We start from the raw sequence: 13,445 nt of genomic DNA, 5'->3' as shown, positions 1-13,445 counted from the left end.
AAACGCCGCCTATTTCCCGACTTTTCTAAAATTCTGGGACCGCGCCCTTACCGGTTTGCCGGCAAGGAATCACAGGGTGAGGCGCTGCCCCGCGTGCAGGGGGAACAGGCGGCCGCCCAGCGCCCCCTGCAGTTGGGCAAAGGGCCTCTCCCCGGTGCAGTGGCAGGTGTAGTAGCGGGTGCGGGGAAAGGCGGCCAAGGCCCGGCCCACCGCCTGCACCTCCGCCTCTCCGGCAGCCTGGCCGCTGCGGGGACTGGTCAGGTGAAAGCCGCTCACCACCGCGTCTGGCGCCCGGCCCAGGTGTTCGGCGCAGCGGGCCACGATGTTTTCAATCCCCCGGTGGGCGCAGCCCGAGAGGAGCAGGGTGCTCCCTCCCTCCTGCACCAGCAGGTACTGCTCGTGCAAAAAGGGATCGGGACCCAGAGAACCGCCTTCCTCCAGCAGCAGATTTCGGTTGGTGGAGGGCCAGTGCGCCCGGTGCCGCAGGTCGGAGAAGAGGAACAGCCCCTCCGCAGGGCGCTCCTGCATGCCGGTGAACACCAGCCGGGGGGAGGAGGCGAGGGCGGGGTCGGGCCCGATGGGCCGACAGCCATCGCCGGAGCGGGAGAAGAGGGGGGCAAAACACCCCTCCCGCAGGTAGACAGGGGCGTGGGCGTTTCCCTGCAAAAAGGTGTGCAGTCCGCCGCTGTGGTCGTCATGCCCGTGGGAGAGAAAGGCCATCTCCACCGAGGACAGATCGATCCCCAACTTCCGGGCGTTTTCCCAGAAGAGGCCGCTGGCCCCCATGTCGAAGAGGAGGCGGCGGCCGCCGGCCTCCAGATAGAGGCTCAAGCCGTGTTCAGCGCCCAAAAACGGGCTGTTTGAGCGGTTTTCCGACAGGACGGTGAGAACCATGCCAATCTCCCTTTCTGTGCCTCTGGGGCCAATTGTGCACCAATCTGCCGCTACTGGCGCTGCGCGCTGTCCAGGGCGGCCAGCCGCTGCTGCTCCAATTTGGCGGCCTTGAGCAGGAAGTGGTAGACTGGGGCCAACTGGAGCAATTCCCCCTCCAAAAAGGCTGCCAACCGGTCGGAGAAGAGCAGCTCAAAGTCCTTGCTGAGGGCATTGAAGCCGATGTTGCGGCGCTCCAGCCACTGGCGCTCCGGGGCTGGGCGGTCGGGGTAGTGGGGGCGCTTGTAGAAGTCGCCGTCCATCTGGTACTGTTTGCACCTGGCGAGGGATTTTTGCGCCCGGCGGTAGTCGGGGTCCCCCTCCAAGATCAGGCCGCGCAGGGTATTCATATACCCAGTGGAGGCGGCGTAAAACCCGCAGCCGTAGCCAAAACCGCTTCCCGACAGGTCGAAGTAGAAGCCGGGATAGTCGGTGCCGTGCATCCGCCCGCCCCGCTTGAAGATGATCCACATGTTGTCCCGGTAGAGGGAGGGGTCGTGGGTGTAGCGGGTGTCCCGCCAGATGCGGCAGATGGTGCGGTCCACCTTGGGCTCGCACCCCAGTTCCCCGTCGATGGAGAGGATGCTGGGGGTCAGCTCCACCACCAGCTGGCGCAGCGGCTCCAAAACGCTCTTGCGGTAGCGGTCGTGGTGCGCTGCAAACCACTCCCGGCTGTCGTGCATTCGATTTTCAAACAAGAAATCCAGGGTGTCGGCGGAAAAGGGCATGAAAAAGACCTCCTGCACTGCGAACCGCCCGGCGGCCGCACAATTTCACAGCAACAGGATACCACGAATCGGGGAAAAAGTCGAATGTTGGGGCCCGGCCCCCTTTTGGGGGGCAGCGGATGGCCAAAAGACCCAGCCGGATGGGTCAAGGGCCTTGTGGTGGGTCGTGCCGGCGAGCGTTTGGGCCCGTCATGGCGATGGCCTTGCTGAAGAGGGTCACGCCGCCCACCGGCAGATGGCCGGACACCGGGTAGACGAAGCGCCAGGGCGGAGAAAGGGGAGAGGAGTAGGGAGAGGGCGGACAGAGGAGGGCGGGGACGGGAAGGGGGCGATTCAGGCAGAAAAGCAGGCGGCCGCCCACGGGCAGCCGCCTGCTTGAAAGGTCAGTGTCGCGCCTGTTTTTTCTGTGCCAGGGAGGCGAGGATGTACTTCCCGCCCGCTTCGGCGCTGTGGCCGATGTTGTAGACAGTCTCCTCCACCACGGCGGCGACCTTTTCGCGGTAGTCCTCGGTGTGGGAGAGCAGTTCGCCCACCACTTCGCCGAGGGAGTCCAACTTGTCCACGTCTACCGACACGCCGATGCGGTCTCGCAGCGAGATGTCCAGCGGCTCCAGGGGGATGCGCTTGTACTCGGCGTTCATCACCTTCATGGGGGTGTTGATGAAGAGGGAGGGCTTTTTGGTGGTAAAGGAGAACTCCTGGGCGATGGCCGACCAATCGGTGATGATCAAATCGGCGTCATAGACGGTGCTGTTGGAGGAGAAATCGGTCTGAATCTCCAGCTCCTGCCCCAGTTTGTCCTGGTACTTCTCGGTGATCCGCTTCATCTTGGCGGGGAAGCGCTTGACGTACTCGGGATGGGGACGGATGGTCAGGTGGTAGCCCTTCCCCAACAGCTGCTCCATTATGGGGTCCAGACAGAGATCGAGCAGGTTGTCCTTCTGCCAAGAGGGGGCGATCAGCACCTCTTTGACCGGGTTTTCACGGTGCTCCTGGGCATTGTAGTTTTCCAGCATCGAGTCCAGCAGGCCATAGCCGGTTTTCACCAGCCGTTTGGCGGGCAGACCGTACTCTTTTTCAATGGCGCGAATTTCCGCCACGTGATTGGGCCCATAGCAGAAGATGGTGTCGTAGTGGTCAAGCGCCCCCTCCCGCAGGGTCAGGTGGAAGCTGGCCATGGCGTGGTCCAGATAGAGGTATTCGATGTCTTTGCGCACCAGAGAGCGCTTGATGTAGTAATTTTCCAGGTCGGGCATGGTCATGACCACCATGTCTGCGTCCATCTTCATCATAAAGGTCATCATGTCCCGGTTGTCGATGAAGTACGGGCGGATGTGGTCGTTGGCTGTGTGAAAAATCTGGTCGTTGGGGTCGCTGGTGACGTAGTGGATGGGAATGTCGGAGTGGGCGGTGATGTAGTCGATAAACCGCTCGAAGTACTTGTAGAAGCCGCTGGACTCAGAGTAGAAGACAAGCTGCTTGTCCGGCTCGGCAAAAAAGCGCTTTTCGTCCGCCTTGGACCGCTCGCGGTTTTCCTTGGAGGCGCGGCGGGCGGCCGCCTTCTCCTCTTTGGAGAGCTTGGGCTTGGCGGAGCGGTTTTCGTAGTCGATGTACTTGCGGGGGTTGTAGACCAGGTTGCAGATGTACATGACCGCAATGGCCAGCAGGTTGCCCACGATCCAGTACAGGCCGATCCCGGCGGGCACGACAAAGGCAAAGTAGGTGGAGAAGATCACCAGGAAGATGGTCATCCCCCACTTGCCGAGAAAGCCCTGTTCCCGCTGTAAGACGTTGATTTTGTTTTGCACAATGCACATCAGCAGCGCGCTCAATCCAGAGAGGATGGGGATCCAGATCAGGATGGAGAGATCGGTGATGGAGGGGGTCTGGGACAGGTCAAAACCCATGAAGTGCAGGTTGATCTTGGAGACGTTGGCAAAGAGTTGGTCAAACCCCGGAATGGACCCCTGTAAAGAGGAAAAGACCTCAGGGGTCTGTTGCATGGCGTTGAGCACCTGCAGTTGGGCGCCCGAGCCGATGTCGGTGATGCCCACGCAGCCTGCCAGCATGGTGATGGCCTCCTGGCTGAGGTGGAAGAGGTGTTGCAGGGGGTTGTAGACCACATTGATCAGTCCCAAGATGATGGGGATCTGCAGCAGGGTGGGAACCATGCTCACAAAGGGACTGTATTTTTCTTTTTTGAACAGCCGCATCTGTTCTTCGGCCGCCATGTCGGCGTTGCCGGCACAGTTGATCTTGATCTCCTCCAACTGGGGCTGCAGTTTGACCATCTTGATGGAGTTTTTCTGCGCGCTCAAGGAGATGGGGAACATGACCACCTTGGCCAGCACGGTAAAGAGTATGATCGCCCAGCCGTAGTCCCGCACCAGCCAGTAACAAAAGTACATGATATAGCCCAGGGGAACCCCCAGGACGGTATTGATGACGTCCATCATAAACAGCTACACATCCTCGCATCGTAGTCGTCCCCCGCCCACGGGGCGGGGGACAGGGATAAGGGGCTTGTAAGGAAAAGGAATTACCCGTGGGGGTATTTGTTGACCGTCTCTCCCACCTTGTGCCAGTTGGAGAACTTTCTGGCGTCGCCTTTGATCTCAAACTCCTCCAGCACATCTTCAGTCTCGTTGTTCATCCGATAGTAAAACTTCCGGGTGACGTCTGCGTCCTCCGGGATGTCGGAGATGGCGCTGCCGTAATCGCTGTAGTCGATGCCGGCCTGCTGCAACACAGTGGCCTCAAAGTTGGAGAGGGAAGTGGGGGCATTCGAATTGACCAGCGGGGTGCCGGAACTGCCACTGGGCTTGTAAAACAGACCGGTGGTCTTGTACATATCCAGCCGCATCCAATCGCCAGACTTCCCGTGATCGCCGGTGATGATGATGGTGGCGTCATCGTAGAGACCCAGCTTCTTGAGTTGATCCATATACTCAAAGGCGATTTTGAAGGCGCCCTTGGTTTGTTGAAGTAGGGAGGTCTGGTCTTCTGGAACATACTCGATGTTTTCGTTGTAGATGGGGTCGTGGCAGCCGTGCAGGTGATAGAAGGCAAAGTTGTTCTGGCTGTTTTGCACCGTCAGCCCTTCTGCTTTTAGCCCCTTGTAAAAAGCGACATCGTCGGTTTTATAGGCGCCGATCTCTGCATCTGCCTCTACATAGTCGTTGAACACACTGGTTGGCATCCAGAAGCTGGGCTTTAGGGCGTGTGGCACATACCGGTAGGCGGAGAGAACGGCCATCCTCCGCATGAGGGGAAGGGTCTGTGCAGTCATCTCTCCGGTATCAATATTGTCAACCTGCCCCTCCAACTGCTCAATATTGGAATAGGTATATCCTTTTTCAATATACAGTTTTGTGGTAAAGTTGTTTTCTTTCAGGGTGGGCAGGAAGGTGGCGTTTCCCCACGCCTCGTCAAAGTACTCGTCAGCGGGCTCCTGATAGAAAGAGGGCTTGCCGGTGAGCATTGTGGTCACGGATGGAAAGGTACGGCCATACTGGGAAGTGTTGTTGCCGTAGTAGGTAAAACCGTCCATTCCGTCAAAAAATGCAGGGTCATCTTTTCGGACGGCGTCCACATACTTTCCATCCAATCGATCGAGGATGATGACGATCACATTCTTCTGGGAGGATACTTCGTAGAGCCCCCGAGTAGAGAGATAGCGGTTGGCGCTTTTTTGTTCCAGCACTCCACTGGTAAAGACCGAGGTCAACAGCCCCACCAGCTGCATGCCGATGAGCAGCACCGGCACAAAGACGGTGGCGCCCCGCCAGATCGTTTGGCTGAAATACCGCAGGGCCAGGGGAGTGCAGACGATCACCACCCACAGCAGCGCATTGAGCAGGCTGTGGACGGCATAGTCCTCCCAGGCGATGCGGTCGCCGGTGAGCTGCCCCAGATTCAGGTTCAAGAAATTGCCCTGTAGATACCCGGCCAGCAAAACTCCAAGTCCCAGAGAGAGGGCGATGTCAAAGAGCTTTCCCCGCAGCAGAAGCAAGATGGCGGCGAGCACCACAAAGCAGAGGAGCCCAGCCAGCAGCACCGGCAGCAGGATGTCCTTTAGCAAAAAGGGGAAGATGTCGCTGTTTCCCACATAGAGGTCTAAAATGCCAAAGACAATAAAGGTAAAGGAGATCGCGCCGCTGACCAGCAGGGAGGGGAGAAGTCTCTTTTTAAAGGGCCGGTCGTCGCGCACCAGGGCAGACCATCTTCCCGATTTCATCGGACGGCATCCTCCTCGTCGTCCAGTTTGATCTCAACGACCCCGTCCTCTTCGGTCATGTCCTGTGAAAGGGCGGACTGCCCCTCAGCAACTTGACCAGCCGATTCTGTTTCTTCGGTACCGGTCTGGGCTTTCAACTGCTGCTCCACCTTTTTCATCTTCCGATTTAAAAAGAACAGGCGAATTTTCTTCCAGAAAATGCCCACCGATACGCTCAGGGTGATGACCAATCCCGCAATGACCTGAATGATGTAAGAGGTGGCCGCCGGATCAATGTATAAAAGCATAATAAAACTCCTCTACTTTCCTGATTTTTACAAAAACCTGCAAAGTTTGCAAAACTTTTTGTATTATAGCATAATTTATCGTTCTTGTAAATTTGAATGGGGAACTATGTAGAGACAGCCTGATTCTTTTTCAAATGGGATTGCTGCTTTTGGGGTATTTAGACAGTTTTTTGTGCGAATGAAAAGGTATAATTTTCCATCTCATCTGTCGCAGAGTTACACAGCCGTGGGATTTCCGTTGCTTGCCATAGAAAAGAGCCAGCTGTAAAGGACAGAGAGAAAGCGCGGATTCTCCATTTGATGGGCAGATGCCTGCTTTTAGTGTAAAATTGCCGCCTCTCTCCTTGGCGCGCCACCTTGTGCGGCATAGGGGTGCGCCGCCCAGAGGAGAGGGGCTTTTGCGGGGCACTGGAGGGGAGAGGGAATTGGCGGCAGATTCTGCAGCGGCAGAGTGGAAAACAGGATAGAAGGGAGCGGCCGGCTCCATTTTTCAAAGGATGCGCGTGGGCCGACACGGGGCAGGGAGGCGCGATGCCGGTTTGGCTGAAAGGGAAATTGGCGGCGTTGGCCGGTGAAAAGGGCTTTGCGGCGGCACAAAAAGGCCGCCGGCAACCTGCCGTCAGCCTTTTTGTGTGCGGGGAAAAGGGGAGTAGTTGCGGGAGGGCTAGGGGCGCTGCCCCATGGGCCCCCCTTTGAGGTTTTTCTCGTAAGCTTCGGAGTAGGAGAGCTTGAAGTTCTCCAGCTGGGCGGTCATGGCCAGGGGGCAGACCACGTTGATGTTGTCCCTGCCCCACTCGGTGGCTGCGACGCGGGAGCGCGCGCGGATGCCCTCTTTGGCGGCGGCATAGGAGCACTGGCCCACGTTGCCGAAGAGACCGGCGCCAGAGGCAAAGTTGATGACCGAGCCCTGGGTCTCCTTCAGGTAGGGATAGCACTCCCTCATGTAGTAGAAGGTGGCGTAAAGCCCCGAGCAGATGCCCAGGTCAAAGTGATCCCTGGTCTGCATGGGCAGGGGGCTGCCCGAGACCGACGCCTGGGTGTTGTTGATCAGCACGTCGATGCGGCCGAACTGGGCGATGGCCTTCTGCACAGCTGCTTTGACCCGGTCCTCCGATTCGTCGCTGGGGGGTGACCTCCACCGCCAGCGGCAGCACCTTGACGTTATAGAGGCGCTCCAGCTCCTCCTTGGCGTCCAGCAGTTTCTTCTCGTTTCTGCCGGTCAGGACCAAGCTGGCCCCCTCTTTGGCATATGCCACGGCAATGCCGTAGCCGATCGACTTGGCCTTCCCTCCGCCGGTGATGATTGTGACCCTTCCGTCAAAGATTCCCATTTTGCCCATCTCCTTAAAATCGACAGAGTACAGCTGTTTTAATTGGGCTTTTCAAAGGGGATTGCACTCGTTTGTCAGAATACTGTCAAATGTGGTTTCCCATCTTTTATCCCCTGTCTCCACGAGTTGACGCTCGGCAGGTTTTCGCCCAGGGGCATATTTGTCCAAAACGACCGGCTTCACACCAATTCGAGGGGGAAAGAAGGCCCGGCAAGGTCAAAAAGTCTTGCCGGGCCTGACAGGACAGAGTTACAGATATTTTTTCTCGTACTCCTCAATGGGGATGGGGCGGCTGAACAAAAATCCCTGGGCCAGTTCCACCCCGCAGTCGCGCAGCGCTGAGAGCTGCTCCTCCGTCTCGATCCCCTCGGCCACCACCTGGATGTTCATCTTCCTGCAGATGTCCACAATCGACTCCACCACGGTGCGGGCGCGGCTGTTGCCGGCCACGTCGTCCACCAGGGTCTTGTCCAGTTTGAGCACATCGAACTCCACCGCGGAGAGAAGGGCCAGGTTGGCGTACTCGGTGCCAAAGTCGTCGATGGAGACGATGAAGCCTGCCCGCCGCAGGTCGTCGATCAGCGCCTTGAGATTCACCCCGTCGGACTCCCGCACCGTCTCGGTGATCTCGATTTCCAGGTACTTTTTTTCCACCCCGTATTGCCGGCAGAGGTCGTCGAGCCGCTGCACAAAGTCCGGCTGGGCCAGGGAGCAGCGGGAGAAGTTGACCGACACCGGCATGGCCTGTTTTCCCTGGTCGGCCCACTCCTTGAGGCGGGAGCAGGCAAACTGAAAGACATAGAAGTCGATCTGGCTCACCGTCTGGCTCTCCTCCAGCAGGGGGAGGAAGTTGCCCGGCAGCACCAGGGAACCGGACCGGGGCTGGTATCGCACCAGGGCCTCGGCCCCCACCGCAGTGCGGTCGCTGGAGGAGATTTTGGGCTGCAGATAGACCACAAAGCGGTTTTGCGAAATTTCCTTTTGCAGCACCTGCGGGTCGGACAGGTGGAGCACTTCGTCGCTGTGGTGGCGGTAGCGGTTGGAGGCGGGATTTTGGCGGTAGAACTCCTTTTTGTCCTCGTACATCTCGGCGTCGGCGCTGGCGATAATTTGCTGCAGGTCTTCAAACTGCTGGGCCCAGCGGGCGCCGATGGCCGCCCGGCAGCTGGTTTTAACCTGAAAGCGCTGACGCAGCGCCTTGACCTGCGCTTCAAAGTCGCCCTGCGCCATCCCCGGGCAGATGATGACAAACTCGTCCCCGCCGATGCGGTAGAAGTTGGCCCCGTCAAAGGCCTCCTGCATCTGCTTGGCGCATTCGGCCAGCACCTTGTCGCCAAAGGCGTGGCCGTGCCGGTCGTTGATGTCCTTGAGCCCATTGACATCCAGGTAGACAATTCCCACCGGTTCGGCCTGGGCGGCGAGGGCTTCAACGTCTTCCATAAAGCGGTTGCGGTTGAAAAAAGAGGTCAGGGTGTCGTAATAGCTCAAGCGGGAGAGCTCGTTTTCGCTCTCGGTGCGGCGGTAGGCGAGCATGAGAAAGTACCCCAGCGTCTGCAGCAGCGAGGAGATGGTGCGCATATTTAAGGCGAGGGGGTTGTCCACCCCTACGCAGCCCCGCAGTTGACCGTCCTGCTCCAGAGGGGCCACCACCAGGCTGACAATATCCTGTTTGCGAAGCAACTCGTACTCCGCGGGGGAGTGTTCCCGCAGCTCCTCAATATTTTCCACGGCCACGCATTCCTGGCGGTCAAAAAAGGGACGCCAGCGGTTGATGGTGGACAGGGGCATTCCCTGCAACAGCTCTTTTTGAGAGTCGATCCCGTCGTCACACCACTCGTAGTCGTTGTAGAGCAGCCCCTCTCTCTCAAAAATCAGATAGGCGCGGTCGGCCGAGAGGTAGCGGCCCAACTGCTTTAGCACCAGGGGGACCGATTGGCTTAGATCGTGTTCCCGGTAGAGGGTGCGCACGCACTCCATCAGCATCTGTTCGGCGTCGAGGGTTCGCTTAAGGGCCTGCTTCTCCATCTCCGCCTCGGTGATGTCGAAGGCGATTTCCAGCCGGGCGGGGTGTCCTTCCCACTCCAGCAGCCGGTCTTTAAGCAGGTAGTGCCGCTGGGTGACGGGATTGGTGTACTCCCAGGTGTAGGTCTCGCCGGGAACCAGGTACTGATTGGTACAGAAGGGGCAGGGCTGTGAAAATCCCTGCAGCACCTGGTAGCACGTCCGCCCCGCCACCTTGTCCAGGTGGAAGGTCTTGCGGCCGGTCTCGTTGATGAAGAGCAGTTCGTGGGTCTCCAGGTCGGCGACGTACATCAGCTCTGAAATGTCGTTGAGGGGGGCGCGCAGGTCCTCCGACATCCGCGAGAGGCTCTCCTGGCGGGCGCGATTGGCCTCTTCCCCTGCCTGCAGTTCCCGCTGCCGTCGCGCCTGCACCGCCCCATACCAGGCAAGGAGGCCGGCCAGCGCCAAAAAGACAGCGCTGAGAAGCAGCAGGGCCAGTTGAGCCCTTTCCACCTGCCGTTCGGAGTAGATTTCAGCCGCCGAAACGGTGCGGTCGGCCAGTTCAAAATAGGACTCGCTCAAGCGGTAGAGCGCCTCTCCATCGGCTCCCCCGCGCACCTGGTCAATGGCGTCTTCGATCTCTGCCCAACCGGCCTGCATCTGGGCGATGAGGTCTTGAAAGGCGTCGTCCTCCAGCCGGGCGAGGCCGTTTTCCCCCTCGCCGGTGGCCAACTCGTTCAGAATGCCGTCGATCCGCCCGACAAGGGCGTCGTTGGGGTGGCCGGCCAACTCTTCTTTGACCAGGCGCTGGGTGGCGCCCCGCACCACCCCCGCGTAGTTGATCACCCGGGCGTTTCCCTGCAGCCCCCGGATCGACAGGACAGAGAGCAGTCCGGTGAGAAGCAGGGCCGCGGCCAGCAGAGCCGGTATCAATCGTTTGTGCATCTTGTCCTCCATGACCGAGGGTCCGCATCTATTTTGTCTATTATATCAATATCTGTTGAAAAGAGCAACCGCAAAAGGGGTTATTTGGGAAGTGAGAAAGGCGGCCTTTGGCTGCTTGAAATAGGGGATAAAAAACAGAAAAAGCCGGCTCTCTCGGGGAGAAGCCGGCTTTTTAAGTGCTAAAAAAATACTTTAAAAAACTACATTAATTTGCGGAAAAGGGCCTTCAAGTCCTCCACGCTGGCGTCTTTGGGGTTGCCGGGGCAGCAGGCGTCGGCAAAGGCCGACTCGGCCAGGAAGGGAAGGTCCTCCTCCCGCAGGGCTTCCAGCTTGGAGGGGATGCCCACGTCAGCCGAAAGCTGCTTGACCGCGTCGACGGCTGCCCGGCGGTACTCGTCCTGGGACATTTCGTCCACCCCTTTGACCCCCATGGCCCGGGCGATCTCCCGGTACTTTTCGCCGGTGCAGGCGGCATTGTACTCCATGACGAGGGGGAGCATCATGGCGCAGGCGACCCCGTGGGGGGTGTCGTAAACCGCACCCAGGGTGTGGGCCATGGAGTGGGCGATGCCGAGCCCCACGTTGGAAAAGCCCATGCCGGCGATGTACTGGCCCAGGGCCATGTCCTTGCGGCCTTCCGGGGTGTTGGCCACCGCCCCCCGCAGCGAGCGGGCGATGATCTCGATGGCCTTGAGGTGGAACATGTCGGTCATCTCCCAGGCGGCCTTGGTGGTGTAGCCCTCGATGGCGTGGGTCAGGGCGTCCATCCCGGTGGAGGCGGTCAGCCCCTTGGGCATCGAGGCCATCATCTGCGGGTCGACGATGGCGACGATCGGCATGTCGTGGGGGTCTACACAGACGAATTTCCGCCTCTTCTCCAGGTCGGTGATGACGTAGTTGATGGTCACCTCGGCAGCAGTGCCGGCGGTGGTGGGGACGGCGATGATGGGGACGCTGGGATGCTTGGTGGGGGCGACCCCTTCCAGGCTGCGCACGTCCTCAAATTCGGGGTTGGCGGAGATGATGCCGATGGCCTTGGCGGTGTCCATGGAAGAGCCGCCGCCGATGGCGACGATGTAGTCGGCCCCCGAGGCGCGGAAGGCCCGCACGCCGTTTTGGACGTTTTCGATGGTGGGGTTGGCCTTGATGTCTGAATAGATCTCGTAGGGAAGGCCGTTTTCCTCCAACACATCGGTGAGCTTGGAGGTGACCCCAAACTCGATCAAGTCCGGGTCAGAACAGACCAGGGCCTTTTGAAAGCCCTGCGCCTTTACCTCGTTGGCGATCTCCAAAATCGCGTCGGTGCCGTGGTAAGAAGTCTGGTTGAGCATGATCCTGTCTGCCATAAGTCCTCTACTCCCTTTTCAAAATCAGCGGTGGGCCTGACAGCCCCCTTCCCCTCCATCGTAAAGGGGAACAGGGGGGAAGTAAAGTGACAAACCGGCCTGGCTGTCACATCGGAGCGGACTTTTTGGGCGGTTGCGCCCGCGTGGGGAGAGGGGGCTCTTCGGGAGACAGAAGCCCCAGCCGGACAAAGAGCCGGGCCAGCTTGGCGGGCATCGCCTCCACCAGCCGCCGGGCCATCTGCGCCGGCGGTTCGCCCATTCCGCCGAGCACCCACTTCACCGTCATGTAGATCGAGCCGCGGCAGTACATCTCCAACAAAAACTGGGTCTGCTCGTCCGGCGGCAGGCCGGTCTTCTCCTCGATCTTCTCGGTGTAAAAGCGCAGGATGAGGGCGAAGTCGTGTTCCTTGAGGGAATTTTGGTCGTCTGAGCGGAAGGCGCCGGAGAAAAACACCCGCTCCTCCCGGATGTAGGCAAACTTGCGCTCCAGCCCCTCCAGCACGGTGCGGCCGCTGCCCATGTGGGCGAAGGATTCCAGCAGCAGCTTGTCAAAGTACCAGTTGACCAGGTCGTACTTGTCGAGAAAGTTGCGGTAAAATGTCTGCCGGGTGACGCCGCAGGTCTCGGCGATCTGGGAGACGGTGATGCGGTCGACAGAGGTGTTTTTCATGCAGGTCTTGATCGCCTCGGCGAGGCGGTACTTGGTCGCCTCCTGGCGGCTGGCCGATCGCTCCATTAGCGTGATCCCTCCCCTCAGCTGTCTTTTCTCCATTGTACCAAGGCGGCAGCGGGTTTTCAAACCCCTTTGCAAAAGGGCTGTCGGGGAATATCCCATGTGAGAAAGAGTGCAAAAAAGCCCCCTACAAGAGAGGTATACGAACTGAATCCGCACATGACCGCGCGGCGAAGAGGTCGCTCTCTGCGGCAGGGGTGTTGTAGAAGATGAACAGCAATTGCCGAGCTGGTGAACCGACCGAGGCCTCTTGCGAAAAACGGCGGCGGGAGTGCGCTCTGCTTTCCAATCACAAAAACCGGAACAAGCTGTTGATCGCTTGCTCCGGCGTGGCGGGTGTATTCAAAATAGGTGCAGGTAAATTTTGTTGTGCGGGGGTTTAAACTTGCGTGGCGACTGCGCTGATTCGCTTGAGGCGGCTATTTTTTGTTCTCGTAAGCATAGCCGAAATCAATTGGCGGCGAGGTGACAGAGATGTACATAAACGCTGCCTCTGAATCATTGAGTAGTCCGTGAACCTCTCCGTCGGCGAATCGGACGACATCCCCTTTGCGAAACGCTTTTGTTTGCTTGTCCGCCAACAGCAGTTTGCCATCGCCTTGGACGGCGTACCATGTTTGTTCCGATGTCTCGTGTATGTGCCTTGGTTGACAAGCGCCCGATTCGAGATGCACTTCTGTGATGGTGACTCGAGCGCTTGCCGAGTTTTCTGGGTTCAGTATCTGTTTTGAAAGAACCCCTGGATTTGATAATTCTATCATGTCCTGCTCTGCCATAAATTCCATACAGTTGCTCTCTCCCATCGTGTGTCGATCGCTTCCACTTATATTCTGCCAAAAAAACAAAAAGCTGGCAGAATTTCCAGGAAAATCCGCCAGCTAATCTGTGTGTTCTCTTGACAAAATAG

At 58.7% G+C, this 13,445-nt stretch carries 11 protein-coding genes; all 11 read right to left on the bottom strand.

Features of this window, described 5'->3' with window-relative positions:
• Positions 1 to 69 precede the first annotated feature (69 nt).
• The 11 genes from HJY11_RS06250 to HJY11_RS06205 all read right to left on the bottom strand — a co-directional run bounded on the left by HJY11_RS06250 (position 70) and on the right by HJY11_RS06205 (position 13,323).
• Positions 70 to 894: an MBL fold metallo-hydrolase gene (locus HJY11_RS06250; RefSeq protein WP_208075143.1), complete on the bottom strand. Its 825-nt coding sequence runs from the start codon at positions 892 to 894 to the stop codon at positions 70 to 72.
• 50 nt (positions 895 to 944) lie between these two features.
• Positions 945 to 1,658 carry a DUF2461 domain-containing protein gene (locus HJY11_RS06245; RefSeq protein ID WP_208075142.1) on the bottom strand — a complete coding sequence of 238 codons (714 nt, stop codon included), beginning with the start codon at positions 1,656 to 1,658 and terminating at the stop codon, positions 945 to 947.
• A 383-nt stretch (positions 1,659 to 2,041) separates the two neighbouring features.
• Positions 2,042 to 4,111 carry a membrane protein insertase YidC gene (gene yidC, locus HJY11_RS06240; RefSeq protein WP_243764280.1) on the bottom strand — a complete coding sequence of 690 codons (2,070 nt, stop codon included), beginning with the start codon at positions 4,109 to 4,111 and terminating at the stop codon, positions 2,042 to 2,044.
• Between the two features lie 86 nt (positions 4,112 to 4,197).
• Positions 4,198 to 5,895: a sulfatase-like hydrolase/transferase gene (locus HJY11_RS06235; protein WP_208075140.1), complete on the bottom strand. Its 1,698-nt coding sequence runs from the start codon at positions 5,893 to 5,895 to the stop codon at positions 4,198 to 4,200.
• A complete protein-coding gene (locus HJY11_RS06230) occupies positions 5,892 to 6,182 on the bottom strand; it encodes a hypothetical protein (protein WP_208075139.1) in 291 nt (96 codons plus the stop codon). Before HJY11_RS06230 ends, HJY11_RS06235 begins: the two co-directional genes overlap by 4 nt.
• Before the next feature lie 664 nt (positions 6,183 to 6,846).
• The gene (locus HJY11_RS15775; protein ID WP_438820427.1) at positions 6,847 to 7,272 is read right to left on the bottom strand and encodes an SDR family NAD(P)-dependent oxidoreductase; all 426 of its coding nucleotides are present in this window, start codon (positions 7,270 to 7,272) and stop codon (positions 6,847 to 6,849) included.
• Positions 7,166 to 7,513: an SDR family NAD(P)-dependent oxidoreductase gene (locus HJY11_RS15770; protein ID WP_438820426.1), complete on the bottom strand. Its 348-nt coding sequence runs from the start codon at positions 7,511 to 7,513 to the stop codon at positions 7,166 to 7,168. Before HJY11_RS15770 ends, HJY11_RS15775 begins: the two co-directional genes overlap by 107 nt.
• A 249-nt stretch (positions 7,514 to 7,762) precedes the next feature.
• Positions 7,763 to 10,459, bottom strand: coding sequence for a putative bifunctional diguanylate cyclase/phosphodiesterase (locus HJY11_RS06220; RefSeq protein WP_208075138.1), 2,697 nt, complete (start codon positions 10,457 to 10,459; stop codon positions 7,763 to 7,765).
• 200 nt (positions 10,460 to 10,659) lie between these two features.
• Positions 10,660 to 11,805, bottom strand: a complete 1,146-nt coding sequence (fucO, locus tag HJY11_RS06215) for a lactaldehyde reductase (RefSeq protein WP_208075137.1) — start codon at positions 11,803 to 11,805, stop codon at positions 10,660 to 10,662.
• A 106-nt stretch (positions 11,806 to 11,911) separates the two neighbouring features.
• Positions 11,912 to 12,541: a TetR/AcrR family transcriptional regulator C-terminal domain-containing protein gene (locus HJY11_RS06210; protein ID WP_208075136.1), complete on the bottom strand. Its 630-nt coding sequence runs from the start codon at positions 12,539 to 12,541 to the stop codon at positions 11,912 to 11,914.
• A 416-nt stretch (positions 12,542 to 12,957) separates the two neighbouring features.
• Positions 12,958 to 13,323: a cupin domain-containing protein gene (locus tag HJY11_RS06205; protein WP_208075135.1), complete on the bottom strand. Its 366-nt coding sequence runs from the start codon at positions 13,321 to 13,323 to the stop codon at positions 12,958 to 12,960.
• Between the last annotated feature and the right edge of the window lie 122 nt (positions 13,324 to 13,445).

This window comes from Bittarella massiliensis (ex Durand et al. 2017), assembly GCF_017566145.1.
Taxonomy (GTDB): Bacteria; Bacillota; Clostridia; order Oscillospirales; family Ruminococcaceae; genus Bittarella; species Bittarella massiliensis_A.
The sequence above is the reverse complement of the archived record's forward strand: the minus strand, read 5'-3'. Positions and strand labels throughout refer to the sequence as shown.